General features: G+C 63.5%; 25 protein-coding genes. 11 read left to right on the top strand and 14 right to left on the bottom strand.

The features are described from left to right. Positions 1-100: 100 nt before the first annotated feature. The gene (locus CAF70_RS00940; protein ID WP_085621512.1) at positions 101-958 is read right to left on the bottom strand and encodes an SDR family oxidoreductase; all 858 of its coding nucleotides are present in this window, start codon (positions 956-958) and stop codon (positions 101-103) included. A gap of 190 nt (positions 959-1,148) precedes the next feature. Here CAF70_RS00940 and exbB point away from each other — a divergent pair, with 190 nt between their 5' ends. The 6 genes from exbB to CAF70_RS00910 all read left to right on the top strand — a co-directional run bounded on the left by exbB (position 1,149) and on the right by CAF70_RS00910 (position 7,867). Beyond that, a complete protein-coding gene (exbB, locus tag CAF70_RS00935) occupies positions 1,149-2,123 on the top strand; it encodes a tonB-system energizer ExbB (protein WP_085621511.1) in 975 nt (324 codons plus the stop codon). Between the two features lie 3 nt (positions 2,124-2,126). After that, positions 2,127-2,555: a TonB system transport protein ExbD gene (gene exbD, locus CAF70_RS00930; protein ID WP_013974803.1), complete on the top strand. Its 429-nt coding sequence runs from the start codon at positions 2,127-2,129 to the stop codon at positions 2,553-2,555. Next, entirely contained in the window at positions 2,552-3,283 is a 732-nt protein-coding gene (locus tag CAF70_RS00925; RefSeq protein ID WP_085588821.1) for an energy transducer TonB, read from the top strand. Before exbD ends, CAF70_RS00925 begins: the two co-directional genes overlap by 4 nt. A 94-nt stretch (positions 3,284-3,377) precedes the next feature. After that, positions 3,378-4,304 (top strand): hydrogen peroxide-inducible genes activator, encoded by a 927-nt coding sequence (locus CAF70_RS00920; protein ID WP_085621510.1) that lies wholly within the window; start codon positions 3,378-3,380, stop codon positions 4,302-4,304. Positions 4,305-4,307: 3 nt separating this feature from the next. Then, on the top strand, positions 4,308-6,386 hold the full coding sequence (gene recG / locus CAF70_RS00915; RefSeq protein WP_085621509.1) for an ATP-dependent DNA helicase RecG: 2,079 nt from the start codon (positions 4,308-4,310) through the stop codon (positions 6,384-6,386). 77 nt (positions 6,387-6,463) lie between these two features. Further along, positions 6,464-7,867 (top strand): aminoacyl-tRNA deacylase and HDOD domain-containing protein, encoded by a 1,404-nt coding sequence (locus tag CAF70_RS00910; RefSeq protein WP_085621508.1) that lies wholly within the window; start codon positions 6,464-6,466, stop codon positions 7,865-7,867. A gap of 130 nt (positions 7,868-7,997) precedes the next feature. On the opposite strand, the gene CAF70_RS00905 is transcribed toward CAF70_RS00910, so the two are convergent. The 4 genes from CAF70_RS00905 to CAF70_RS00890 form a co-directional block, all read right to left on the bottom strand. Continuing rightward, positions 7,998-8,372: a helicase gene (locus CAF70_RS00905; RefSeq protein WP_085621507.1), complete on the bottom strand. Its 375-nt coding sequence runs from the start codon at positions 8,370-8,372 to the stop codon at positions 7,998-8,000. A 147-nt stretch (positions 8,373-8,519) separates the two neighbouring features. Beyond that, positions 8,520-8,819, bottom strand: a complete 300-nt coding sequence (locus CAF70_RS00900; protein ID WP_085621506.1) for an HU family DNA-binding protein — start codon at positions 8,817-8,819, stop codon at positions 8,520-8,522. A gap of 186 nt (positions 8,820-9,005) precedes the next feature. After that, entirely contained in the window at positions 9,006-10,154 is a 1,149-nt protein-coding gene (locus CAF70_RS00895) for an NAD(P)/FAD-dependent oxidoreductase (protein ID WP_085621505.1), read from the bottom strand. A gap of 16 nt (positions 10,155-10,170) precedes the next feature. Continuing rightward, positions 10,171-10,338 (bottom strand): rubredoxin, encoded by a 168-nt coding sequence (locus CAF70_RS00890; protein ID WP_085621504.1) that lies wholly within the window; start codon positions 10,336-10,338, stop codon positions 10,171-10,173. A gap of 231 nt (positions 10,339-10,569) precedes the next feature. On the opposite strand from CAF70_RS00890, the gene CAF70_RS00885 reads away from it, so the two are divergent. Then, a complete protein-coding gene (locus CAF70_RS00885; RefSeq protein ID WP_085621503.1) occupies positions 10,570-11,127 on the top strand; it encodes a chorismate lyase in 558 nt (185 codons plus the stop codon). Then, positions 11,127-12,017 carry a 4-hydroxybenzoate octaprenyltransferase gene (gene ubiA, locus CAF70_RS00880; RefSeq protein WP_085621502.1) on the top strand — a complete coding sequence of 297 codons (891 nt, stop codon included), beginning with the start codon at positions 11,127-11,129 and terminating at the stop codon, positions 12,015-12,017. Before CAF70_RS00885 ends, ubiA begins: the two co-directional genes overlap by 1 nt. 116 nt (positions 12,018-12,133) lie before the next feature. Here ubiA and CAF70_RS00875 read toward each other — a convergent pair whose 3' ends face one another. Then, complete coding sequence (locus tag CAF70_RS00875) at positions 12,134-12,505, bottom strand: hypothetical protein (RefSeq protein WP_085621501.1); 372 nt, start codon at positions 12,503-12,505, stop codon at positions 12,134-12,136. 172 nt (positions 12,506-12,677) lie between these two features. On the opposite strand from CAF70_RS00875, the gene phoB reads away from it, so the two are divergent. The 3 genes from phoB (at position 12,678) to CAF70_RS00860 (ending at position 16,234) form a co-directional block, all read left to right on the top strand. Continuing rightward, entirely contained in the window at positions 12,678-13,367 is a 690-nt protein-coding gene (phoB, locus tag CAF70_RS00870; protein ID WP_003253341.1) for a phosphate regulon transcriptional regulator PhoB, read from the top strand. Between the two features lie 45 nt (positions 13,368-13,412). Continuing rightward, positions 13,413-14,720, top strand: coding sequence for a phosphate regulon sensor histidine kinase PhoR (gene phoR, locus CAF70_RS00865; protein WP_085621500.1), 1,308 nt, complete (start codon positions 13,413-13,415; stop codon positions 14,718-14,720). 173 nt (positions 14,721-14,893) lie between these two features. Further along, positions 14,894-16,234 (top strand): hemolysin family protein, encoded by a 1,341-nt coding sequence (locus CAF70_RS00860; protein WP_085621499.1) that lies wholly within the window; start codon positions 14,894-14,896, stop codon positions 16,232-16,234. A gap of 102 nt (positions 16,235-16,336) precedes the next feature. Here the strand turns inward: CAF70_RS00860 and CAF70_RS00855 are convergent, their stop codons facing one another. From CAF70_RS00855 to CAF70_RS00820, 8 genes are all read right to left on the bottom strand, one after another. Continuing rightward, entirely contained in the window at positions 16,337-17,233 is an 897-nt protein-coding gene (locus tag CAF70_RS00855) for a M23 family metallopeptidase (RefSeq protein WP_085621498.1), read from the bottom strand. Positions 17,234-17,385: 152 nt separating this feature from the next. After that, entirely contained in the window at positions 17,386-18,276 is an 891-nt protein-coding gene (locus tag CAF70_RS00850; protein ID WP_085621497.1) for a response regulator, read from the bottom strand. Positions 18,277-18,440: 164 nt separating this feature from the next. Then, positions 18,441-19,211 (bottom strand): phosphate signaling complex protein PhoU, encoded by a 771-nt coding sequence (gene phoU, locus CAF70_RS00845; RefSeq protein ID WP_085621496.1) that lies wholly within the window; start codon positions 19,209-19,211, stop codon positions 18,441-18,443. A gap of 168 nt (positions 19,212-19,379) precedes the next feature. Further along, positions 19,380-20,213, bottom strand: a complete 834-nt coding sequence (gene pstB, locus CAF70_RS00840; RefSeq protein ID WP_085621812.1) for a phosphate ABC transporter ATP-binding protein PstB — start codon at positions 20,211-20,213, stop codon at positions 19,380-19,382. Between the two features lie 71 nt (positions 20,214-20,284). Beyond that, on the bottom strand, positions 20,285-21,901 hold the full coding sequence (gene pstA / locus CAF70_RS00835) for a phosphate ABC transporter permease PstA (protein WP_178076337.1): 1,617 nt from the start codon (positions 21,899-21,901) through the stop codon (positions 20,285-20,287). A gap of 71 nt (positions 21,902-21,972) precedes the next feature. Next, positions 21,973-24,261, bottom strand: coding sequence for an ABC transporter permease subunit (locus CAF70_RS00830; RefSeq protein WP_085621494.1), 2,289 nt, complete (start codon positions 24,259-24,261; stop codon positions 21,973-21,975). Between the two features lie 139 nt (positions 24,262-24,400). Then, on the bottom strand, positions 24,401-25,399 hold the full coding sequence (locus CAF70_RS00825) for a phosphate ABC transporter substrate-binding protein PstS (RefSeq protein ID WP_085621493.1): 999 nt from the start codon (positions 25,397-25,399) through the stop codon (positions 24,401-24,403). Positions 25,400-25,624: 225 nt separating this feature from the next. After that, a complete protein-coding gene (locus CAF70_RS00820) occupies positions 25,625-26,914 on the bottom strand; it encodes an MFS transporter (RefSeq protein WP_085621492.1) in 1,290 nt (429 codons plus the stop codon). Between the last annotated feature and the right edge of the window lie 16 nt (positions 26,915-26,930).

The following is a 26,930-nucleotide window of genomic DNA, read 5'->3' as shown; positions in this document are numbered from 1 at the left end:
CGGGCATGCCCGCGAACACCGGCGAAGCCGGTGCCATACACCGCGTAGCCTGATTCGCGGGCACGCCCGCTCCCACAGGGTACCGCATCAAGCCTGAAGGTTAGTTTTTCCCCTCAAGGATTGCCGCGTAGCCTTCCCTGTAACTCGGATACACCGGCGCCCAGCCCAATGCCCGCGCCCGGGCATTGCTGCAGCGCTTGCTGCCGGTGCGCCGCACGCGCTGCTCATCGGACCACTCGGTAACGCCCATGTACCCACGCAGCCAGGCCACCACATCGGCCAGCGGCGCCGGGTCGTCGTCGACGCCGATGTAGCAGTCGTCGAGCACCTTGCCGTCGGCATCGGCCTGCAACAGGAACGCCAGCAGGCTGGCTGCGTCCTCGGCATGAATGCGATTGCCATACAGCGGTGGCTCCTCGGCCACTCGGTAGCCTTGGCGCACCTGGCTGAGTAGCCACTCGCGGCCAGGGCCATAGATGCCAGTCAGGCGTACCACGCTGGCCGGGATGCCGCTGGCCAGTGCCAGCCGTTCAGCCTCCAGCATCAACCGCCCGGAATAGCCTTCGGGCTCGGTGGCGGCGCCTTCTTCGATCCACTCGCCGTCCTTCTGTGCATACACGCTGCTGCTGGACACGAACAGCAGGCGTCGTGGGCGCTGGCCGCGCTCGGCCAGCCAGGCCAGCACATGGCGCAAACCGTCGACATACGCCGCCTGGTAACCCGCTTCGTCGTGCTGGCTGGCCGCCACGCAATACACCAGGTAGTCCGGCGCGCGCTGCGGCCAGGCGTCGGGAATCGATGGCTCGGACAAGTCCGCAGCCACCGGCACGACCCCGGCAGGCAACTGCCCGACCGAGCGGCGCAGGCCACTCACCTGCCAGCCGCGCGCAAGCATCTGCCGGGCAAGGCGCCCGCCTACATCACCACAACCCACCACCATCACGGAAAGGTCTGACATCTCTGAACTCCCTAGACCAATTGATCAGCCCGACCACGCTACACGATGGATGGGTAGACCATAGGCGAAAAAAGCAACAAGATTACTTTTGTTAACAAGAATTACTTGCAATAATGGCCGCCAAATTGTTCTCGGCCTACCTCGAGGCCTTGGAGAACGTTAACTTCATTCTTCATCAGGTCCGGCCAGCATGACACGTACTCAACCTTCCGCTTCGCCAACCCCGTCGCGCGCCTGGAGCGCCATCGCCGCGCTGACACTCAGCCTGGTGCTGGCCCCGGTGGCCATGGCCGATGAGCCAACCGCCAATGCTGCCACGCCTGCAGCCGCTACTGCACCAGCTGCTCCGGCAGCCGCTCCAGTCGCAGCACCGGCTGACGGCGCAGCTACCGCCACCCCGGCTGATGCCCCGGTCGCGGTAGACCCGAGCGTCGAAGCCCTGGTTGAAGACACCTCGCTGGGCATGGCCCACGACCTGTCCCCATGGGGCATGTACAAGAACGCCGACGTGGTGGTGAAGGCGGTCATGATCGGCCTGGCCATCGCCTCCATCATCACCTGGACCATCTGGATTGCCAAAGGCTTCGAGCTGATGGGCGCCAAGCGTCGCCTGCGTAGTGAAATCGCCCAGCTGAAGAAGTCCGCCAGCCTCAAGGAAGCCAGCGAGGTTTCCAACAAGGAAGGCACCCTGGCCCACACGCTGGTCCACGATGCACTCGAAGAGATGCGCCTGTCGGCCAACGCTCGCGAAAAAGAAGGCATCAAGGAGCGCGTCAGCTTCCGCCTGGAGCGCCTGGTACACGCCAGCGGTCGTACCATGAGCAGCGGCACCGGCGTACTTGCCACCATCGGCTCCACTGCGCCATTCGTCGGCCTGTTCGGTACCGTATGGGGTATCATGAACAGCTTCATCGGCATCGCCAAGACCCAGACCACCAACCTGGCCGTGGTTGCACCGGGTATCGCCGAGGCCCTGCTGGCCACCGCCCTGGGCCTGGTCGCAGCAATTCCGGCCGTGGTCATCTACAACGTCTTCGCCCGCTCCATTGCTGGCTACAAGGCACAGGTGTCCGACGCCTCCGCCCAGGTGCTGCTGCTGGTCAGCCGTGACCTGGACCACCAGGGCAGCGACCGTGTTGCCCCGCACATGGTGAAAGTGGGGTAAGCCATGGGCCTGCATCTCAACGAAGGTGGCGACGACCTCGCCGAAAACCACGAAATCAACGTTACGCCGTTCATCGACGTGATGCTGGTGCTGCTGATCATCTTCATGGTTGCAGCCCCTCTGGCCACAGTCGACATCAAGGTCGATCTGCCCGCCTCGACCGCCAAGCCGGCGCCGAGGCCCGAGAAACCGGTGTTCGTCAGCGTCAAGGCCGACCAGAAGCTGTACGTCGGCGACGATCAGGTCCCGGCCCCCGACCAGCTTGGCCCGATGCTCGATGCCAAAACCAAGGGGGACAAGGAAACCACCATCTTCTTCCAGGCTGACAAAGGCGTGGATTACGGTGACCTGATGGAGGTGATGAACAACATGCGCGCGGCCGGCTACCTGAAAGTCGGTCTGGTAGGTCTCGAGACGGCAGCCAAGAAATGACAAGAACGCGCTCGAACATGGCGCGCTACGGTGGCAGCCTGGCGATCGTGCTGGGCGTGCACGTGGTCGCCGTGCTGCTGACGCTCAACTGGTCGGTGCCCCAGGCTATCGAGCTGCCCCCGGCAGCCATGATGGTCGAGCTGGCACCGTTGCCGGAGCCTGCGCCACCACCACCGCCAAAAGCGGCCCCGCAGCCACCGGCACCGGTCGAGGAACCGCCGCTGCCGAAGCTGGCCGAGGCCCCCAAACCCAAGATCGCCATACCCAAGCCGCCCAAGCCAAAGGCCAAGCCGCAGCCGCCCAAGCCCGAGAAAAAGCCTGAGCCGCCGAAGGAAGCACCTCCGACCGAACAGACGGTAGACGCACCGCCCAGCAACACGCCACCGCAGAAGTCGGCGGCACCGGCGCCAAGCATTGCGTCCAACAGCAACGCCCTGCCGACCTGGCAGAGCGACCTGCTGCGTCACCTGGCCAAGTACAAGCGCTACCCGGAAGACGCACGCCGCCGCGGCCTGCAGGGCATCAACCGCCTGCGCTTCGTGGTCGACGCCGAAGGCAAGGTGGTGTCGTACTCCATGGCCGGTGGCTCGGGCAGTGCCGCCCTGGACCGGGCGACCCTGGAAATGATCCGTCGGGCCGGCACGGTACCCAAGCCGCCACCCGAGTTGCTGAACAATGGCACGATCGAGGTCGTGGCACCGTTCGTCTACTCGCTGGACCGCCGCTAAGACTTTTGCTTCTGTCACAAATCGGCAAGTCTGATAACGTGCGTCTATCGATTGCAGCCGCTATGCTGGGCTCGCAACTTCATGGACGCACGTTATGACCCTCACAGAATTACGCTACATCGTCACACTTGCCCAGGAACAGCACTTCGGCCATGCCGCCGAGCGCTGTCACGTGAGCCAGCCGACCTTGTCGGTCGGTGTGAAGAAGCTCGAGGATGAGCTTGGCGTTTTGATCTTCGAACGCAGCAAGAGCGCGGTCCGCCTGACCCCGGTCGGTGAAAGCATCGTCGCCCAGGCGCAAAAGGTACTGGAGCAGGCCCAGGGCATTCGCGAGCTGGCCCAGGCCGGCAAGAACCAGCTCACCGCCCCGCTCAAGGTCGGCGCCATCTACACCGTCGGCCCGTACCTGTTCCCGCACCTGATTCCGCAGCTGCACCGCGTGGCACCGCAGATGCCGCTGTACATCGAAGAGAACTTCACCCATGTACTGCGCGAAAAGCTGCGCAACGGCGAACTGGACGCGGTGATCATCGCCCTGCCGTTCAACGAAGCCGACGTGCTGACCCTGCCGCTGTACGACGAGCCGTTCTGCGCCCTGATGCCGGCCGACCACCCGTGGACGGCGAAAAAGACCATCGACACCGCCATGCTAAACGACAAGAGCCTGTTGCTGCTCGGTGAAGGCCACTGCTTCCGCGACCAGGTACTGGAAGCCTGCCCAACGCTGAACAAGGGCGGTGAAGGCTCCAGGCACACCACGGTGGAGTCCAGCTCGCTGGAAACCATCCGTCACATGGTGGCCTCGGGCCTTGGCGTGTCGATCCTGCCACTGTCGGCGGTGCACAGCCACCACTACGCCCCCGGCGTCATCGAGGTTCGCCCACTGACCGCACCGGCTCCATTCCGCACCGTGGCCATCGCCTGGCGCGCTAGCTTCCCGCGGCCGAAGGCCATCGAGATCCTCGCCGACTCGATCCGCCTGTGCTCGGTCGCCAAAACCCCTGCGGAACAGCCGGCCTGAGTCATGAGTGAGCTGTCGAAGGTCCCGGTCACGGTACTCAAGGGGGTTGGCGAGGCCATGGCGGAGAAACTCGCCAAGGTCGGCCTGGAGAACCTGCAGGACGTGCTGTTCCATCTGCCCCTGCGCTACCAGGACCGCACCCGCGTCGTACCGATCGGCCAGTTGCGCCCGGGCCAGGACGCAGTGATCGAAGGCGTGGTCAGCGGCGCCGACGTGACCATGGGCAAGCGCCGCAGCCTGGTTGTGCGCCTGGGTGACGGCACTGGCGTACTGAGCCTGCGCTTCTACCACTTCAGCAACGCCCAGAAAGAAGGCCTCAAGCGTGGCACCCACCTGCGCTGCTACGGCGAAGCCCGCCCCGGTGCTTCCGGCCTGGAAATCTACCACCCGGAATACCGCGCGCTGAATGGCGAAGAACCGCCGCCACCGGTCGAGCAGACCCTGACGCCGATCTACCCGTCAACCGAAGGGCTTACCCAGCAACGCCTGCGCCTGTTGTGCCAGCAGAGCCTGGGGCTGCTCGGCCCGCGCAGCCTGCCGGACTGGCTGCCCGACGAACTGGCCCGGGATTACCAGCTGGCACCGCTGGACGATGCCATCCGCTACCTGCACAACCCGCCGGCCGACGCCGACCTCGACGAACTTGCCGAAGGCCAGCACTGGGCCCAGCACCGCCTGGCCTTCGAAGAACTGCTGACCCACCAGCTTTCGCAGCAACGCCTGCGTGAAAGCCTGCGCAGCCTGCGCGCGCCAGTCCTGCCCAAAGCCCAGCGCCTGCCGGCGCAGTACCTGGCCAACCTGGGCTTCCAGCCGACTGGCGCGCAGCAACGGGTGGCTAACGAAATTGCCTACGACCTCAGCCAGCATGAGCCGATGATGCGTCTGGTGCAGGGCGATGTGGGCGCCGGCAAGACCGTGGTCGCAGCCCTGGCCGCGCTGCAGGCCCTTGAGGCCGGCTACCAGGTGGCCTTGATGGCGCCCACCGAAATCCTCGCCGAGCAGCACTACATCACCTTCAAGCGCTGGCTCGAACCGCTGGGCATCGAAGTCGCCTGGCTGGCCGGCAAGCTCAAGGGCAAGGCCCGGGCAGCCGCCCTGGAGCAGATCGCCAACGGTGCACCCATGGTGGTCGGCACCCATGCGCTGTTCCAGGAAGAGGTGAAGTTCAAGCACCTGGCCCTGGCGATCATCGATGAACAGCACCGTTTTGGTGTGCAGCAACGCCTGGCACTGCGCAAGAAGGGCGTAGCCGGCGAGCTGTGCCCGCATCAGCTGATCATGACCGCCACGCCCATTCCGCGCACCCTGGCCATGAGCGCCTACGCCGACCTGGACACCTCGGTGCTCGACGAACTGCCACCCGGGCGCACGCCGGTAAACACCGTGCTGGTGGCCGACAGCCGACGCTTCGAAGTGGTCGAGCGGGTGCGTGCGGCCTGCGCCGAAGGGCGCCAGGCCTACTGGGTGTGCACCCTGATCGAAGAATCCGAAGAACTGACCTGCCAGGCCGCCGAAAGCACCTACGAGGAGCTGGGCAGCGCCTTGGGCGAGTTGCGGGTGGGGCTGATCCACGGGCGCATGAAACCGGCGGAAAAGGCCGAGATCATGGCCGAGTTCAAGGCCGGCAACCTGCAGTTGCTGGTGGCCACCACGGTCATCGAGGTGGGTGTGGACGTGCCCAACGCCAGCCTGATGATCATCGAGAACCCCGAGCGCCTGGGCCTGGCCCAGTTGCACCAGCTGCGCGGCCGGGTTGGCCGCGGCAGTGCCGTCAGCCATTGCGTGCTGCTGTATCACCCGCCACTGTCGCAGATCGGCCGCGAGCGGTTAGGGATCATGCGGGAAACCAACGACGGCTTCATCATCGCCGAGAAAGACCTGGAGTTGCGTGGGCCGGGCGAGATGCTCGGCACCCGCCAGACCGGTCTTTTGCAGTTCAAGGTCGCCGACCTTATGCGCGACGCCGACCTGCTGCCGGCCGTACGTGACGCCGCCCAGGCCCTGATCGCACGCTGGCCGGAACACGTCAGCCCTCTGCTCGACCGCTGGCTGCGCCATGGTCAGCAATATGGCCAAGTGTGACGCTAGTCCCATAATGGATCCAGTTTTATCCCGAGGCTGGTTATACTTCGCGTTTATCGAATCAGTGGATACGGACCATGACTGAAGTTGCCCTGGACACCGCGCCCCCCCACGCTCCCTCGGTCATCCGGCTGCTGCTCGACAAACTCGGCGTGGCCTACCGCGAGGTGGTCGAGCATCCACACCTGCCGCCAGCGTCGCGGGTGCAGGCCGTGCTGCTCGATGACGAGGTCGGCGCCCTGATGGTGCTGTTCCCGCAAAGCCAGCTGCTGGACCTTGACCGCCTGGCCGAACTGACCGGTCGCAAGCTCACAGCGGTGTCGGTGCCGCGCCTGAAGCAGATGCTGGACAAGCATCAGCTCAAGGCCCTGCCGGCCATCCCGGCGCTGACAAGCTCGCCGTGCCAGTACGAAAAGAGCCTGCTCGACGCCGATAGCGTGTTCATCCAGTCCGGTGAAGCCGGCCTGCTACTGGAAATCGACCGCGCGCACTTCAAGCGCATGCTGGTCAAGGCCAGCGCCAGCAGCTTCGGCCAGGAGGTCGAGGCCATCAGCCCCAACCTCAACCGCCCCGATGACGACACTCGGGAAATCACCCAGGCAGTGCAGGCCTTCACCGCCAGGCGCATTCAGAAGCGCCTGGAAGAAACCATCGAAATCCCGCCACTGGCCGACACCGCGCAAAAGATCATCAAGCTGCGGGTAGACCCCAACGCCAGTGTCGACGACATCACTGGCGTGGTCGAGACCGACCCGGCGCTGGCGGCACAGGTGGTGAGCTGGGCGGCATCGCCCTACTACGGCTCGAGCCACAAGATTCGCTCTGTGGAAGATGCCATCGTGCGTGTGCTGGGTTTCGACCTGGTGATCAACCTGGCCTTGGGCCTCGCACTGGGCAAGACCCTGAGCCTGCCGAAAGACCACCCGCAGCAGGCCACCCCGTACTGGCAGCAGTCGATCTACACGGCTGCAGTCATCGATGGCCTGACCCGTGCCATGCCGCGCGCCGAACGCCCGGAAGCTGGCCTGACCTACCTGGCCGGGCTGCTGCACAATTTCGGCTACTTGCTGTTGGCACACGTGTTTCCGCCACACTTCTCGCTGATCTGCCGCCACCTGGAGGTCAACCCGCACCTGTGCCACACCTACGTGGAACAACACCTGCTGGGCATCAGCCGCGAACAGATCGGTGCCTGGCTGATGAAGCTGTGGGATATGCCGGAAGAACTGTCTACCGCGCTGCGCTTCCAGCACGACCCGGTCTATGACGGCGAGTTTTCGGCCTTCCCCAACCTGGTGTGCCTGGCCACCCGCCTGCTGCGCTCGCGGGGTATCGGCTCGGGGCCGCAACAGGAAATCCCTGACGAGCTGCTGGAGCGGCTGGGGATTACCCGGGAAAAGGCGGAGGAGGTGGTGAACAAGGTGCTCGAAGCCGAGAACCTGCTGCGCGAGCTGGCTGCGCAGTTCCATGCACCGCATTAAGCATCAACGCGTAACCTGTGGGAGCGGGCGTGCCCGCGAACACCGGCGAAGCCGGTGCCATACACCGCGTCGTTTGTTTCGCGGGCATGCCCGCTCCCACAGGTAAAGCGTCAACATCCCCGTCGGGTTTTCAGCCCTTCTTCTTCGGCTTCAGGTACTTCATCAACCCCTGAAACCACATTACCAACGCCGGATTGCCCTTGATCTGGATGTTCTTGTCCTGAATCCCCTGCATGAACGCCAACTGCTTGTTACCTGCCTGCATGGTAGCGAAGCCGTAGGCCGCATCCTTGAAGGCAATGGCGAACGCCGGCTGCGGGTGCGCACCGCCCTTGCTGCTGATGCGTTCGTTGTTGACGATGAAGTGCCGGGCGACCTTGCCGTCCAGGGTCTGCATCTGGAACACCAGGTCCTTGCCCTTGAGCTGCTGCTGGAAAGCCGGGTTGTTGCGGCTGGCCCTGGCCATCAACAGCCCCATGGCCCAGAGAAGAAAGCGGAACTTCATCAACGCGCCTCGAATTAAAAGTGACTAAGGCACGCAGTTTATCCTTTTCAGGAACTATTTATGCAGTTTCGAAACATTTTGCCTACAGAAAGCACAACGGGCGCCCCGAGGCGCCCGCTTGGCTGACACTGGGATGTCAGTGAGCGATCACTTGCCTTTCTTGGCCGCCTTGACGGGGATGTTGACGCTGTCGCGCAGATTCTTGCCTGGCTTGAAGGCCACGGTATTGCTGGCCTTGATCTTCACCGGCTCGCCGGTTTGCGGGTTCTTGCCGGTACGCGCACCGCGATGACGTTTTTCGAAGGTGCCGAAACCGACAAGGGTCACGGTGTCCTTGTCCAGGGCACCCGTGATGCTGTCGAGAATCGCGTTCAAAACCTGATTGGCCTTTTCCTTGGTCAGATCGGCCTTTTCGGCGATGACGGCGGCGAGTTCTGGTTTGCGCATAGTGAAGCCTCTTTGACGGAATTCTTGTTGTTATGCCGTGCTGCCCTGCGAGCAGCGCTCAAGGCACCGCAGGCTCTAATCTGCGGCAGACGGAAGTGAGAATGGCACGTGCACCGGGGCCGCGCCAGTATCTGGGCGGCCATTGTGCGAGCAACAACAGGATAAATCCGACAGAACGCCCGCTATTTACGCCATCACGGCCGGTAGCTGGCGATTCAGGGCCAGCTTTTCCATCACGGCCGCCCCGGTGAGGGCGTAGCCCAGCAGCTTGCCGTCTGCATCAAGGCAAAGCACCTTGAGGTCACTGCCCTGCCCCTCCACCTGCCAAGTGCCTTCGTGCCCCTGTGGCGGCGGCGATACCACCAGCGGGCAGGCCGGGGTTTTCACGGTTATCGGCATCGGCCCGTAGGCGACCGTTGTCGGCTTGCCGGCCAGGGTTTGCGCCAGGGCCCGGGCACAGCTCATCAGCGGCATCACATAGAGCAGGTTGATGCCATCGACCTCTGCACAATCGCCAAGGGCAAAGATGTTGGCGTGGGACGTACGCAACTGGCGATCCACGCAAACGCCCCGGTTGGTCTGCAGGCCGGCGGCGGCAGCCAGGTCGGTGCGCGGGCGCAGGCCAATAGCCGAAACCACCAGATCGCAAGCGATTACGCTGCCATCGGACAGGTGTGCCTCCAGGCCCTGGGCCACCTGCTGCAGGCGAGTCAGCACCGGGCCCAGGTGAAAGCGCACGCCGAGGTCTTGCAGCCCAGCCTGCACGGCAGAGGCAGCGGCCGGGTGCAGCAGGGTCGGCATCACTTGCTCGCAGGGCGCTACCACATCGACCTGGAAGCCACCCAGACTCAGGTCGTTGGCGAATTCGCAGCCGATCAGACCGGCACCGAGGACCAGCACACGCTGTTTACCGACGGCGGCGGCACGGAAACGCGCGTAGTCTTCCAGGTCATTGATCGGGAACACCCGATCGCCGCCATCGCCTTCGATCGGCACCTGCACGGTCTGCGCACCCCAGGCCAGCACCAGGTCGCGGTACTCCACCGCCTCCTCTCCAATCCACAGGCGCTTGTGGCCCGGGTCGATACCGCTAATGCGGGTATGGGTGCGAATCTCGGCGTTCAGTTGCTCGGCCATGGCGCCCGGCTCGGCCATGCACAGGCCATCGGCGTCTTTCTGCTTGGCAAAGCCGGTGGACAGCATGGGCTTGGAGTAGGAACGACCGTCATCGGCGGTGATCAGCAGCAGCGGCGTCTGCGCATCGAGCTTGCGAAATTCACGGGCCAGGTTGTAGCCCGCAAGGCCGGTACCGATGATTACCACAGGGGACGTCATGTCGTGCTTTCCTCGATTAGCCGATGGAGATCATTTCAAAGTCGCTCTTGCCGACACCGCAGTCGGGGCACAGCCAGTCTTCAGGCACGTCTTCCCAGCGGGTGCCGGGGGTGATGCCGTCGTCGGGCCAGCCTTCGGCTTCGTCGTAGATCAGGCCGCAGACAATACATTGCCACTTTTTCATGGGGGGTGGGTTTCCTCGGTTCAGGCTGGGGCTTCGTGTTGCTGCTGATGGCCTCTTCGCGGGCACGCCCGCTCCCACAGGCGTTGTGCATAACCTGTGGGAGCGGGCGCGCCCGCGAAAAGGCCAGCGCGCAATGCGTGGGGCTTTGTAGCGGCCCTGCCAGCAGTATGCAAGCAGTCGGGGCAATCATGCTAAGCTCGCCGCCTCTCTGGTTGTAACAAGCAGACCGACGTGTCGTACGAATCCCCGCAAGCAGCCGCTGTCGCGTGGCTGCCGTATTCACGGCTGGCGACCGATATCGACCAGCCTACCCTTGACTGGCTGTTCGACGAGGGCTCGCTGACCCGTCGCCTGACCCGCCTGTCCAATGATCACTTCTCCGTCACCCCGCTGTTCGAGGGCTGGCAGCCGCTGCGCGATGACGAATGCCAGGCACTGGGCATCGCCGCCGGCGCCGAGGGTTGGGTGCGTGAGGTGTACCTGCGCGGCTATGGCCAACCCTGGGTATTCGCCCGCAGCGTCGCCAGCCGCAGCGCCCTGGAGCGCGGCGGGCTGGACCTGGAAACCCTGGGCAGCCGCTCGCTGGGCGAGCTGCTTTTCTGCGACCAGGCGTTCATCCGCCACCCCATCGAGGTGTGCAGTTATCCACAGGCCTGGCTGCCGAGCGATGCCGCCCGTGCGGCGCTGTGGGGCCGCCGTTCGCGCTTCGAACGTGGCGGCCTGGACCTGCTGGTGGCAGAGGTGTTCCTGCCAGCATTGTGGCAAGCGGCCAAGGAGGAAAACCGCTGATGTACCTGCACCTGCTGAAGTCGCTCAACCGCCTGCACCCGCGGGCCTGGGACTTCGTCCAGCTCAGCCGCATGGACCGGCCGATTGGTATCTACCTGCTGCTGTGGCCGACCTTGTCGGCAGTGTGGATTGCCGGCAACGGCTCACCCACCCTGGCCAACGTGCTGATCTTCGGCCTCGGCGTGGTGCTGATGCGCGCCGCAGGCTGCTGCATCAACGATTTTGCCGACCGCAAGGTGGACGGCCACGTCAAACGCACCGCCGACCGCCCCCTGGCCAGTGGCCGGGTCCGCCCGCGCGAAGCACTGGCACTGTTCGCCATCCTGGTCGGCGTGAGCTTCCTGCTGGTGCTGTGCACCAACAGCCGCACGGTGTGGCTGTCATTCGGCGCAGTGGCACTGGCATTCTGCTACCCGTTCATGAAGCGCTACACCTATTACCCGCAGGTGGTGCTGGGGGCGGCGTATTCATGGGGCATTCCCATGGCCTTTACCGCAGCGGGCGGCGAGCTGCCGGCCAGTGCCTGGCTGCTATATATCGCCAACTTGCTGTGGACGGTGGGTTACGACACCTACTACGCCATGGTCGACCGTGATGACGACTTGAAGATTGGCGTGAAATCGACCGCGATCCTGTTCGGCGACGCCGACCGCACTATCATCCTGACCTTGCAGCTGCTGTCGCTGGGCTGCCTGTTGCTGGCCGGCAGCCGGTTCGAGCTGGGTGGCTGGTTCCACCTGGGGCTGCTGGGCGCGGCGGCGTGCTTTGCCTGGGAGTACTGGTCGACGCGCAGGCTGGACCGGGAATCGTGCTTCAAGGCGTTTCTGCACAACCACTGGGCGGGGATGCTGGTGTTCATCGGAGTGGTGCTGGATTACGCATTGCGCTGAGGATTCAGGGGGCTGCTTTGCAGCCCTTTCGCGACACAAGGCCGCTCCTACAGGGGATCGCGCACTCCTGAGGTGCGGCCTTGTGTCGCGATGGGCCGCAACGCGGCCCCGGGATCTCAAGGCTTGGCGATATGCCAGACGTCCTTCACGCCATCACCGGTCTTGTCCCCGGCCTTCTTGTCCTTGATGAAGGTGTACAGCGGCTTGCCGTCATAGGCCCACTGCTTGCTGCCGTCATCGCGCATCACCACCGTCCACTTGCCCTTGGCCGGTTCGTCATTGGCCTTGACCATCAGCGGCGGCCAGTTGCTGGCGCATTCGCCATTGCACATCGACTTGCCGCCCGCATCCTTGTCGAAGGTGTACAGGGTCATGCCGGCATGATCGACCAACATGCCGCCCTTCTCCATCGCATGGTCGGCCAAGGCCACCCCCGGGAGCGCCAGCGCAGTGAAAAGGGCCATCCAGCTCAGCGTTTGTCGTGTCATTGGATTCACCATTGTTTCGGGGGGGATTGAGTTCCGTTTGCCACAACTACGGCCTTTAAAGCCTAGTTCAGTCACGGAATGTCGCCATAACGGCCAACACCCTGTCACACAGCTGCAATAATTCCGTTATCTAATGCGGGCCAAGACACCGTATCCAGGAGAGGTTTTGAGCATGGTTGGCAGGAACATTCTGATCGTCGACGACGAAGCGCCGATTCGCGAGATGATCGCCGTTGCCCTGGAAATGGCCGGCTATGACTGCCTGGAAGCGGAAAATTCCCAGCAAGCCCACGCGATCATCGTCGACCGAAAACCGGACCTGATCCTGCTCGACTGGATGCTGCCGGGTACCTCCGGCATCGAGCTGGCCCGGCGCCTCAAGCGCGACGAGCTGACCGGCGACATCCCGATCATCATGCTCACCGCCAAGGGTGAAGAAGACAACAAGATCCAGGGCCTGGAAGTGGGCGCCGACGACTACATCACCAAGCCTTTCTCGCCGCGTGAACTGGTCGCCCGCCTGAAAGCCGTGCTACGCCGCACCGGCCCGAGCGACAGCGAAGCACCGATCGAAGTCGGCGGCCTGCTGCTGGACCCGATCAGCCACCGTGTGACCATCGACGGCAAGCCCGCCGAAATGGGCCCCACCGAGTACCGCCTGCTGCAGTTCTTCATGACCCACCAGGAACGCGCCTACACCCGTGGCCAGCTGCTGGACCAGGTGTGGGGAGGTAACGTGTATGTCGAGGAACGCACCGTCGACGTACACATCCGCCGCTTGCGCAAGGCGCTGGGTGAGGCCTACGAAAATCTGGTACAAACCGTCCGGGGCACCGGCTACCGCTTCTCGACCAAGAGCTGATCGAGCTGTAAAGCGCCAAGCTGCACGTCGTACAAGGACCGTCAATTGAACCAGAACTGGCACGCGACCCTGATTCGCCACCTGCTGCTGCTGATCACCGTCTGCCTGATCGGCGGGCTGATCAGCGGTTACTATGGCTGGAGCCTGGCTATCGGCCTGGCGCTCTACCTGGGCTGGACCCTCAAGCAGCTGCTGCGTCTGCATGACTGGCTGCGCAACCACCAACCCGACGAAGCTCCGCCCGATGGCTACGGCCTGTGGGGCGAGGTGTTCGACAGCATCTACCACCTGCAACGCCGCGACCAGCGCGTACGCGGGCGCCTGCAGGCGGTGATCGATCGGGTGCAGGAGTCCACAGCCGCGCTGCGTGACGCAGTGATCATGCTCGACAGCGACGGCAACCTGGAATGGTGGAACCGCGCCGCCGAGACCCTGCTGGGCTTCAAGACCCCGCAGGACGGCGGCCAGCAGGTGACCAACCTGGTGCGCCACCCGCGCTTCAAGGAATACTTCGAGGCAGGCAGCTATCTTGAACCGCTGGAAATCCCCTCGCCGATCAACGACCGCATGCGCGTGCAGCTGCACATCACTCGCTACGGCAACAACGAGCACCTGATGCTGGTGCGCGATGTAACCCGCATCCACCAGCTGGAGCAGATGCGCAAGGACTTCGTCGCCAACGTGTCCCACGAGCTGCGCACGCCGCTGACGGTGATCACCGGCTACCTGGAAACCCTGTTGGACAACGTCGAGGACGTGAACCCGCGCTGGAGCCGCGCCCTGCAGCAGATGAGCCAGCAAGGCTCGCGTATGCAGACGCTGCTCAACGACCTGTTGCTGTTGGCCAAGCTGGAGGCCACCGACTACCCGTCGGACAACCAGCCGGTAGCGGTCGATGCCTTGCTCGCCGCCATCAGGAACGACGCCCAGGCCCTGTCCGGGCCGCGCAACCAGCGCATCACCCTGGAAGCCGCACCCGGCGTGCAGTTGAAGGGCAGCGAGTCGGAGCTGCGCAGTGCCTTTTCCAACCTGGTGTTCAACGCGGTCAAGTACACCCAGGATGAAGGCAGCATCCGTATCCGCTGGTGGGCCGATGCCCAGGGCGCGCACCTGTCGGTGCAGGACTCGGGGGTGGGCATCGATGCCAAGCACCTGCCACGCCTGACCGAGCGCTTTTACCGGGTCGATTCCAGCCGTGCGTCGAATACCGGCGGCACCGGGCTGGGGCTGGCGATCGTCAAGCATGTGCTGATGCGCCACCGCGGCAAGCTGGAGATCAGCAGCGTGCCGGGGCATGGCAGTACCTTTACCTGTCACTTCGCGCCGGCACAATTGGCCAACGGCAAGGGTTGAGATCGGGGCTGCTGCGCAGCCCTTCGCGGGCACGCCCGCTCCCACAGGGACCGCAATAAGTCCGCCACACTTTGCTTTTGCGGCCCCAGCCGCTACATTGAACCCCCTGTGCCAGCTAAAGCTGGCACTTTTTTTCTCTCTATCTCGAAGACGGACCCCGTAAAAACCCCATCATGGACCCTTCCCCTGGTATCAGCCTCACCTCGTTATTCGCCGATTTCGGCATGATCATCTTTGCCCTGCTCCTGGTGCTGCTCAACGGCTTCTTCGTTGCCGCCGAGTTCGCCATGGTCAAGCTGCGCGCCACCCGCGTCGAGTCCATCGCCGAGCTGCACGGCTGGCGTGGCAGCATCCTGCGCAAGGTACACACCCAGCTCGACGCCTACCTGTCGGCCTGCCAGTTGGGCATCACCCTCGCCTCGCTGGGCCTGGGCTGGGTCGGTGAACCGGCGTTCGCCCACCTGCTCGAACCGCTGCTGGCATACCTGGGCGTGGACACGCCCGAGCTGATCAAGGCCATCTCGTTCTTCGTCGCCTTCTTTGTCATCTCGTACCTGCACATCGTGGTTGGCGAGCTGGCGCCCAAGTCCTGGGCCATCCGTAAGCCCGAACTGCTGTCGCTGTGGACAGCAGTGCCGCTGTACCTGTTCTACTGGGTGATGTACCCGGCCATCTACCTGCTCAATGCCAGTGCGAACACCATCCTGCGCATTGCCGGCCAGGGCGAGCCCGGCCCGCATCACGAACACCACTACAGCCGTGAAGAGCTCAAGCTGATCCTGCACTCCAGCCGTGGCCAGGACCCGAGCGACCAGGGCATGCGTGTACTGGCTTCGGCAGTGGAAATGGGCGAGCTGGAGGTGGTCGACTGGGCCAACTCACGCGAGGACATGGTCAGCATCGACGCCCATGCACCGCTGAAGCAGATCCTGGCCCTGGTACGCCGCCACAAGTTCAGCCGCTACCCGGTGTACGACGCCGAGCGCGAGGAGTTCACCGGCCTGCTGCACATCAAGGACCTGCTGCTGGAGCTGGCCGAACTCGAGCACCTGCCCGAAACCATCGACCTGGACGACCTGGCCCGGCCGCTGGAGCGCGTGTCGCGGCACATGCCCCTGGCGCAGTTACTGGAGCAGTTCCGTAAAGGCGGCGCGCACTTCGTGCTGGTGGAGGAAGCCGATGGCAAGGTGATTGGCTACCTGACCATGGAAGACGTACTGGAAGTACTGGTGGGCGACATCCAGGACGAACACCGCAAGACCGAGCGCGGCATCCTCGCCTATCAGCCAGGCAAGCTGCTGGTGCGTGGCGACACGCCGCTGTTCAAGGTCGAGCGCCTGCTGGGCGTCGACCTTGACCACATCGAGGCGGAAACGCTGGCCGGCCTGGTCTACGAGACGCTCAAGCGCGTGCCAGAAGAAGAGGAAGTGCTGGAGGTCGAAGGGCTGCGCATCATCATCAAGAAGATGAAAGGGCCGAAGATCGTGCTGGCCAAGGTGCTCAAGCTGGATTAAGGGCTATTCGCGGGCTCGCCCGCTCCCACAGGTGATGTGCAAGACCCAAGGCCGATGTAATCCTGTGGGAGCGGGCATGCCCCGCGAAGAGGCCGGCACTGATCATGGATTACCCGCAGTAAAGTCAGGCAACCCGCTGATCGGCCTGTCGAACCGATAAGGTATCGATTCCAGCGCCAACCCGACATTGCGCTGCACCACGAAATGCAGGTGCGGCCCGGTGCTGTTGCCGGTATTGCCCGACTTGGCCAGCATCTGCCCCTGCCGCACCCGTTGCCCCTCCGCCACCACGACCGAACCGCGCATCAGGTGAAGGTACACGCCCATGGTGCCGTCCGGGTGCAGGACCCTGACGAAATTGCCCGACGGATTGGGGCCGCGCCCACTCTGGCTGTTCTCCGTTTTCACCACCACCCCCTCCCGCGCCGCGATGATGGTGGTGCCTTCGGGCATGGCGATATCCATGGCATAGCGCCCCTTGGGCCCAAAATGGCTGATTCGGCCATTGGGCCCTTGGGTCACACGGAACGGCCCACCAATCCAGGGGAATGCATAGCGGAAGCCCTGGGGCCGCTTGCCGGGGTCGCCCATGGCCTGCAGCAGGGTCGAGCGGTAATTCAGCAACATCCCGGGCCGCCCCCTGAGCACGCTGAGCATTTGCGTGGTGCGCGGCGGCAGCACCCGGCGGACGATACGCGGTGCGTTGCCGCCTTGGGCGTTCACCAGGTTGTCCAGGCGCAACTCCACCTCCACCGGCACATGCAGCTGGTTGCGGGCCGAAAAGCTCACGCCGCCGTTGAAGGTAATCGCGTTCAGCAGCACCTGGCCTTCGGGCACTTCGACCATGGGTACGCGCTGCACAAAGGTTTTGGCACCGGGGCCGGGCCGGTCGGAATAGGAGGTTACCCGGCCATCATCGGTAATCTCGTAGATGGTCATGCCCAGGCTCGACGCCGAGGCCATGAGCAATGCACAGAACAGCAGCAGGCGCGCGGGCATGATAGTGGCTTTTTGACAGTTATGATTTGTCGAAGCCTAGCAGCGGGTTTGCTGGCGGGTATTGCAGTTGGTCGGATGGCCCCGGGACGCGCAGCTTTTTTGTAGGAGCAGCCTTGTGCTGCTCCTACAAATGGTTCGGGATGAGGCTGGAATCAGGCGCCGGGGGTGAAGTGCTTCTGCGCCGTCCCGCGGGCGATCAGCCGCGAGAGGTAGTCGAGTTTCTGGGCATCCTGGTCGACGAACTTGAAGGTCAGTTGCAACCAGTCACTGTCAGGCTTGGGTTCCAGTGCCGCGATGGCATGCAGGTAGCCGTTCAGGCGCGCGACCTCGGCATTCTCGCCCTGTTCCAGGTCCAGCACCGCGCCCTCCAGCACCTGCGGCAGCGCTTCGCCACGGCGCACCACCAGCAGGGCCTCTTTCAGACTCAGTGCCTTGATCACGCACGCCTGCATGCCGCTGGCCAGGCGCAACTGGCCCTGGCCACGACCGGTCGGCGCAGGAGTGGCGGGCCGAGGGGCGCTGGCCACTGGCCTGGCGGGTACAGGTGCCGGCGCCGCGACCTTCACTGCCTCAGGCTTGCCAGCTGTCAGCGCGTTCAGCGAGTCATTGGCGAACGCCGAATTGATCCGCGCCGGGCCGCTGGCCATCAGGCTGTCGAGCTTGCCGATCTTGGTCAGGGCCTTTTTCACCTTGGTCAGCAACTGCTCGTTGGTGAATGGCTTGCCGACAAAATCGGAAACCCCCGCCTGGATCGCCTGGATGACGTTTTCCTTATCACCACGGCTGGTCACCATGATGAACTGCAGGTTCTTCAACGCAGGCTGCTGACGGCACCAGGTGAGCAGTTCCAGGCCGGACATTTCCGGCATTTCCCAGTCGCACAGGACCAGGTCGAACGCTTCCTTGCCCAGCATGGCCATGGCCTTGCGACCGTTGACGGCGTCGTCGATGGTCATGCCCGGGAAGGCATTGCGCAGGCATTTGCGGACAAGGTCACGGATAAACGGGGCGTCATCCACGACCAGCACATTCACTTTACTCATCGATACTCCTTCTGAATCCCGACTAGCCTACCGCCGAATAATGGCCACTTGCTACAACCTGGTCACGCCGGGACTTCTTCATATCGTTCGCGGGTGCCTGCCGGCTCCCCGACCGCAAACGAAAACGCCCGGCCGAGGCCGGGCGTCGATGCTCGGGAGCAACCTTACTTATCGTCAGGTTCAGCCGGAACATTAGCGTTTTCGCCTTCGGCGACAGCAGTGCCCTGCACTTCTGCCGTCATGCGCTTGAGGCCCATATGCCGCACGTCGGTGCCGCGCACCAGGTAGATCACCAGCTCGGAAATGTTGCGTGCATGGTCGCCGATGCGCTCCAGCGAACGCAGGACCCAGATCACGCTCAGTACCCGCGAAATCGAACGCGGGTCTTCCATCATGTAGGTCACCAGCTCACGCAGGGCGGTCTTGTATTCGCGGTCGATGGTCTTGTCGTACTGGGCCACCGACAGTGCCAAGTCGGCGTCAAAGCGGGCAAAGGCGTCCAGCGCGTCACGGACCATGTTGCGTACCTGGTCACCGATGTGGCGCACCTCGACGTAGCCGCGTGGCGACTCGCCTTCCTCGCACAGCTGGATGGCACGGCGGGCGATTTTGGTCGACTCGTCACCGATGCGCTCCAGGTCGATCACCGACTTGGAGATGCTGATGATCAGGCGCAGGTCGGAGGCCGCCGGCTGACGGCGGGCGAGGATGCGCAGGCACTCCTCGTCGATGTTGCGCTCCATCTGGTTGATCTGCTCGTCGACTTCGCGCACTTGCTGGGCCAGGCCCGAGTCGGCTTCGATCAGCGCGGTGACTGCGTCATTGACCTGCTTTTCGACCAGGCCCCCCATGGCCAGCAGGTGGCTACGCACCTCTTCGAGCTCGGCGTTGAACTGCTGGGAAATGTGATGGGTAAGGCTTTCTTTGTTGATCATCGTTCGCTCCGCGAAGCAGCTGCAAGCTTCAAGTAATTCGTCTCGTTCCCTGGCCTGTGGGAGCGGGTTTAACTGCGAACACCGGCAAAGCCGGTGCCATACACCGCGGCGCCTGATTCGCGGGTGAACCCGCTCCCACAGAGGCCCAGGGGTAGATTGCAAAGCGGCTTAGCCGTAGCGACCGGTGATGTAGTCTTCGGTCTGCTTCTTCGCCGGGTTGGTGAACAGGGTGTCGGTATCCCCGAATTCGATCAGTTTGCCCATGTACATGAAGGCGGTGTAGTCGGAAACACGGGCCGCCTGCTGCATGTTGTGGGTAACGATGACGATGGTGTACTTGGATTTCAATTCGTAGATCAGTTCCTCGACTTTCAGGGTCGAGATCGGGTCCAGTGCCGAGCACGGTTCGTCTAGCAGCAGCACTTCCGGCTCAACGGCGATGGTGCGGGCAATGACCAGACGCTGCTGCTGGCCACCGGACAGGCCCAGTGCCGAGTCGTGCAGGCGGTCCTTGACCTCGTCCCACAGGGCTGCGCCCTTCAGCGCCCACTCGACCGCTTCGTCAAGCACACGCTTCTTGTTGATGCCCTGGATGCGCAGGCCGTAGACCACGTTTTCGTAGATGGTCTTGGGGAACGGGTTGGGCTTCTGGAACACCATGCCCACACGGCGGCGCAGCTCGGCCACGTCTTCGCCCTTGCGATAGATGTTGTTGCCGTACAGGTTGATGGCGCCTTCCACGCGGCAGCCGTCAACCAGGTCGTTCATGCGGTTGAAGGTGCGCAGCAGGGTCGACTTGCCACAGCCGGACGGGCCGATAAAGGCGGTCACGCGCTGTTTGGGGATGTTCATCTGCACGTCGAACAGCGCTTGCTTGTCACCGTAGAACAGGCTCAGGCCCGGAACTTCGATGGCTACGGTTTCTTCGGCCAGGCGCAGGCTCTGCTTGTCGCGGCCCAGGGCAGACATGTCGATGCCGTGGGCGTGGGATTCTTGCTGCATGGTCAACTCCATACGCTAACAATTCGTTTCAAAGGGCCGCCCGTTCACGAGCGGCGCGCTTGCAATCAGGATCAGCTGTCGAGGGCCTTGTACTTCTCGCGCAGGTGGTTACGGATCCACACGGCCGAGAGGTTGAGGGCCGCGATCACCAGCACCAGCAGCAACGCCGTGGCATATACCAGCGGTCGCGCGGCTTCGACGTTGGGGCTCTGGAAGCCGACGTCATAGATGTGGAAGCCCAGGTGCATGATCTTCTGGTCCAGGTGCAGGTACGGGTAGTTACCATCCACCGGCAGCGACGGCGCCAGCTTCACCACGCCTACCAGCATCAGCGGCGCCACTTCGCCGGCGGCGCGGGCCACGGCGAGAATCATGCCGGTCATCATCGCCGGGCTGGCCATCGGCAAAACGATCTTCCACAGGGTCTCGGCCTTGGTCGCCCCCAGCGCCAGCGAGCCTTCGCGCACGGTGCGCGGGATACGCGCCAGGCCTTCCTCGGTGGCCACGATCACCACCGGCACGGCCAGCAGCGCCAGGGTCAGCGATGCCCACAGCAGGCCAGGGGTACCCAGGGTTGGCGCCGGCAGTGCTTCGGGGAAGAACAGCCGGTCGATCGAGCCACCCAGCACGTAGACGAAGAAGCCCAGGCCGAACACGCCATAGACGATCGCCGGTACCCCGGCCAGGTTGTTCACCGCGATGCGGATCAGGCGGGTCACCGCGCCCTGCCTGGCGTATTCGCGCAGGTACACGGCAGCCAGCACACCGAACGGAGTGACGATTACGGCCATGATCAGGGTCATCATCACGGTACCGAAGATGGCCGGGAAGATACCGCCCTCGGTGTTGGCTTCACGTGGGTCGTCGCTAAGGAACTCCCAGACTTTGGTGAAGTAGGTGCCCAGCTTGGTAACGCCCGACATGGCGTTCGGCTGGATGGCGTGCACCACCTTGCTAAGGTTGATTTCCACTTCGCGGCCGTCACCATCGCGAGCCACCAGGCTGTCGCGGGCGAAGGCCTGGTGCAGGCCGGTCAGGCGGTCTTCGATGGCCTTGTAGCGGCTGTTCAACTCGGCGCGCTCGGCGTCCAAGTCGGCCTGGGCGGCGGCGTCCAGCTTGCCCTCCAGCTCCAGCTTGCGCGCCTGCAGACGCAGGCGCTCGAGGCCGTGGTTGATGGCACCGATGTCTTTCTTCTCGAGGCCTTGCAGTTCGCTGTTGAGCTGGTTGGCACGCTTGAGACGGGCCTGAAGCTCGTTCCAGGCGGCAGCGCCTTCGGCGACCACACGGCCCTCTTCCTTGACGCTGACCAGGTAACCGTAGAAGTTGCCCCACTCCCGGCGCTCCAGGGCGATCAGATCGGTCGGGTGCTTTTCGTCGACCAGCCAGTCGCCGACCACCCAGGTGAAGTCGCTACCATTGAGGTCACGGTTGCCCACCTTGATCAGCTCGCGGGTCATGAACTCCGGGCCCTGGTCAGGCACTGGCAGGCCGGCGCCCTTGAGGCGGGCGCGGGGTACCTCTTCCTTTTGCACCACTTCGCCAATGACAACGTGATCGGCCTGGCCCGGCACCTTGTAGGTGGCCTGGACAAGATCGGCCGGCCAGAAGTGGCCCAGGCCGCGCACGGCAATCACCGCCAGCAGGCCAACGGTCATGATCACTGCCATGGCCACCGCGCCGCCGCTCATCCAGACGCCTGGGGCGCCGCTCTTGAACCAGCCTTTGAGGGAATCCTTTTTCACGGATCGCTACCTTTCTATCAAAGCGACGAGTATTTCTTGCGCAGACGCTGGCGAATCAGCTCGGCCAAGGTGTTCATGATGAAGGTGAACATCAGCAGCACCAGCGCCGCCAGGAACAGCACGCGATAGTGGCTGCCGCCGACTTCCGATTCCGGCATTTCCACGGCCACGTTGGCGGCCAGGGTGCGCATGCCCTCGAACAGGTTCAGCTCCATCACCGGTGTGTTGCCGGTGGCCATCAGCACGATCATGGTCTCGCCCACCGCACGGCCCATGCCGATCATCAGCGCCGAGAAAATGCCCGGGCTGGCGGTGAGGATGACCACGCGGGTCAGGGTCTGCCAGGGCGTTGCACCCAGGGCCAGGGAGCCCAGGGTCAGGCTGCGCGGCACGCTGAACACGGCGTCTTCGGCGATGGAGTAGATGTTCGGGATGACCGCGAAGCCCATGGCGATACCCACCACCAGGGCGTTGCGCTGGTCGTAGGTTATCTTCAGATCGTTGGTGATCCACAGGCGCATGTCGCCGTCAAAGAGCCAGCTCTCGAGGTGCGGGCTCATGGTCAGGGCGAACCAGCCGGTGAACAGGATGACCGGGATCAGGATCGCCGCTTCCCAGCCATCCGGGATACGCAGGCGGATCGACTCGGGCAGGCGGGTCCAGGCGAAGCCGGCCAGCAGGATACCGAGCGGCATCAGCAGGAACAGGCTGAACACGCCCGGCAGGTGGCCTTCCAGGTACGGGGCGAGGAACAGGCCGGCAAAGAAGCCGAGGATCACCGTCGGCATCGCTTCCATCAGTTCGATCACCGGCTTGACCTTGCGGCGCATGCCCGGGGCCATGAAGTAGGCGGTGTAGATAGCCGCGGCAATCGCCAGAGGGGCCGCCAGGATCATGGCGTAGAACGCGGCCTTCAGAGTACCGAAGGTCAGTGGCGACAGGCTCAGCTTTGGCTCGAAGTCGGTGTTCGAAGCGGTCGATTGCCAGACGTATTTCGGCTCGTCGTAGTTCTCGTACCACACCTTGCCCCACAGCGCGCTGAAGGAAATTTCCGGGTGCGGGTTGCGCAGGCTCAGCGGCAGCAGCTTGCCGCCTTCTTCGATGATGATGCGGTTGGCACGTGGCGACAGGGCCAGGATACCGGGGCCTTCGGCGGCCGGCTCGACCAGCAGGGTACGGTGCGCGGTGCTATGGAACACGCCCAGCTCGCCTGCGGCGTCGAGGGCCACGAAGCCCTTGCGGCGCTCTTCGGCGTCGATCTGCACGACTGCGGCCTTGCCCATCTGGAAGGTGCGGATCAGCTTGAAGCGCGATTCGCCATCCGGGTCACGGGCCATGAACCACTGGGCCAGGCCGCCCTTGGAGTCGCCGATGATCAGCGAGATGCCGCCAACCAGCTGGGCGGTGGCGGTAATTTCGGTGTCGGCGCTTTCAGACAGCTTGTAGCGGCCGTTGAGACTCTTGTCACGCAGGTTGAACACGTCCGCGGTGGCACGGCCGTTGATCACGTACAGCCACTGCTGACGCGGGTCGATGAAGATGTTCTTCACCGTTTCGGTCATCTGCGGCAGTTCGATGCGGCGCTGCTCGGTGGTGACCTCTTCGGTCATCATGTTTTCGCTGCGGGTCAGCTCGACCACCTGCAGGTGCGCGCCGGTGGAACCGGCCATCAGCAGGGTGTCGCCATTGACGTTTACGCTGACATGCTCCAGCGCACGGCCCTGCTCGTCGAGCACGAACGGCTGCTCGCCGTACGGGTAGTCGATGCCGGGGGTGATGGTTTTCTTGTTGTCCGGGTAGGTGATCTTGTAGGTGTGGTGGAACACCAGCGCCTGGCCATTGGACAAGCCCAGCACCACCAGCGGGCTACCCGGCTGATCGGCACTGATCGAAGTGACCTGGGTGCCTGCCGGCACCGGCAGGTCGAAACGCTTGAGCTCGTTTCCCGTCTTGGTATCGAAGAACAGTGCCTGGCCCTTGTCCGAAACGCGCATGCCCACCAGGTTCTGCTCTTCAAGCGCGATCATCAGCGGCTTGCCGGCATCCTGTTGCAGCCAGGTCGGCTCCAGGGCTTTCTTGCTGGTCAGCTCGGCGCCCTGGAACAGCGGCAGCACTACATAGGCCAGATAGAAGAAGATCAGGGTGATCGCCGCCAATACGGCAAGCCCGCCCACCAGTACATACCAGCGGGTCAGGCGGTCCTTGAGCGCGCGCATGCGGCGCTTGCGTTGCAACTCCGGCGTATTGAAATCAATCCGCACAGGCTGGGAATTTTGGGTCATGTTGGAGTTGGCCAGATCATTCATGCGCACACCCTAGCGGTCCCGTGTGACAAAAACATTACAAAGTGGTGACGCACGAAAGCCCGCCGCACAGGAAACCTGGCTTCGGACTGAAATTTCGTGGAAGAGGCCGGGCAGCAGCACCGGCCTCCTCCTCAGTTACTTACTTTTTTGCAACGTTACCTGCGTGGGACAGGCCCAGGTCAGCCAGGGTCTTGTCGACGACTTTGGCCGGCAGCGGAATGTAGCCATCCTTCACCACGACCTGCTGGCCAGCTTGCGACAACACCAGCTTGACGAACTCGGCTTCCAGCGGGGCCAGAGGCTTGTTCGGGGCCTTGTTGACGTAGACGTACAGGAAGCGCGACAGCGGGTAGGTGCCGTTCAGGGCGTTGGTTTCATTGTCTTCGACGAACTCGCCGCCTTCCTTCTTGGCCAGGGCCACGGTCTTGACGCTGGCGGTCTTGTAGCCGATACCCGAATAGCCGATGCCGTTCAGCGAGGAGCTGATCGACTGCACGACCGAAGCCGAGCCAGGCTGTTCGTTGACGTTAGCCTTGAAGTCGCCTTTGCACAGGGCTTCTTCCTTGAAGTAGCCATAGGTACCCGATACCGAGTTACGGCCGAACAGCTGTACTGGCTTGTTGGCCAGGTCGCCGGTCACGCCCAGGTCACCCCAGGTCTTGACGTCGGATTTGCCACCGCACAGGCGGGTGGAAGAGAAGATGGCGTCAACCTGGGCCATGGTCAGGCCTTTGATCGGGTTGTCCTTGTGCACGAACACAGCCAGGGCGTCTACGGCGACCGGGATGGCAGTCGGCTTGTAGCCGTACTTCTGCTCGAAGGCCTGCAGCTCGACATCCTTCATCTTGCGGCTCATCGGGCCGAGGTTGGCGGTGCCTTCGGTCAGCGCGGGTGGCGCGGTGGAGGAGCCGGCAGCCTGGATCTGGATGTTTACGTTCGGATATTCCTTCTTGTAGGCCTCGGCCCACAGAGTCATCAGGTTGGCGAGGGTGTCCGAACCGACGCTGGAGAGGTTGCCCGAAACACCGGTGGTCTTGGTGTAGGTCGGGATCGCAGGATCGACAGCGGCTACCGCGTTGGCGGTTGCAACGCCAGCGGCGGCAAAGGTGAGGGCCGCCATCAAACGCTTCAGTTTCATGCCTTGCTCCTAGCAGGAATATTGGGGTGTTGGATGGAACGGGCCCAAGTATCTGTAGGCCGCATGAATACGATATGACTTGAATATGACAATTGGATGAAAGGCCATCATCGAAAAGCAGGCCCGGCCTCTTCGCGGCTAAAGCCGCTCCCACAGGAATGGCACCGGCTTCAAGGCAATGCCGCACCTGTGGGAGCGGCTTTAGCCGCGAAGAGGCCAGCAGCCTTAACGCTTGTTGGCGAGCAGGTACAGGCCCACGGCCAGACCAACGGCACACAACCCCGCCACATAGTAGGCAGGCGCCATCGGGCTCACTTTCAACAGCGCAGTCACCACCATCGGTGTCAGCCCGCCAAAGATCGCGTAGGCCACGTTGTACGAGAACGACAGCCCGCTGAAGCGCACCACCGCCGGAAAGGCCTTGACCATCACATAAGGCACCGCACCGATCACGCCCACGCACAGTCCGGTCACGGCATACAGCGGGAACAGCAGCTCGGGCCGCGTAGGCAGGCTGTGGTAGAAGGTCCAGGAGGTCACCAGCAGCAGCAGGCTACCGATCACGAACACCCGGCCCGCGCCAAAGCGGTCGGCCAGGCTGCCAGCACCTATGCAGCCAAAGCTGAGCAGCACGATGGCCAGGCTGTTGGCCTTGAGGGAATCGGTGGGGCTGATGTGGTAGATGCTTTGCAGCAGCGCCGGGGTCATCAGGATAAGCACCACGATGGCAGCCGACAGCATCCAGGTCAGCAGCATCGACAGGATGATCGCACCACGATGGTCACGTAGCACCGCGCGCAACGGCAGCTCTTCGGCCAGCGCCTTGCGCTGCTGCATTTCGGCGAACACCGGGGTTTCGTGCAGCCAACGGCGCAGGTACACCGAGAACAGGCCGAATACACCGCCGAGCAGGAACGGGATACGCCAGGCGTAATCTGCCACTTCCTGCGCGCTGTAGACGCTGTTGATCAGGGTGGCCACCAGCGAACCGAGCAGGATTCCGGCAGTCAGGCCGGCGGTGAGGGTGCCGCAGGCGTAGCCGGTATTGCGCTCTGGCACGTGCTCGGACACGAATACCCAGGCTCCCGGTACCTCGCCACCAATGGCCGCACCTTGTATCACGCGCATCAGCAGCAACAGGATCGGTGCCCACATGCCGATCTGTGCATAGGTGGGCAGCAGACCCATGATCAGCGTCGGCAAGGCCATCATGAAGATGCTCAGGGTGAACATCTTCTTGCGCCCGAGCAGGTCGCCGAAGTGGGCCATGATGATGCCGCCCAGCGGCCGCGCCAGATAGCCGGCGGCGAAAATGCCGAAGGTTTGCATCAGGCGCAGCCATTCGGGCATGTCAGCCGGGAAGAACAGTTTGCCGACCACAGTGGCGAAGAACACGAAGATGATGAAGTCGTAGAACTCCAGCGCGCCGCCCAGAGCGGACAGTGAGAGGGTCTTGTAGTCACTGCGGGTCAGCGGCCGCGAGGGCTGCTCGATACTGCTCGGCACGGAAGTCATCGCTGATTGTTCTCTT

Origin of the sequence: Pseudomonas sp. B19(2017), from assembly GCF_002113165.1 — a bacterium.
Classification (GTDB): Bacteria; Pseudomonadota; Gammaproteobacteria; order Pseudomonadales; family Pseudomonadaceae; genus Aquipseudomonas.
This window is presented reverse-complemented; position numbering and strand designations above follow the sequence as displayed.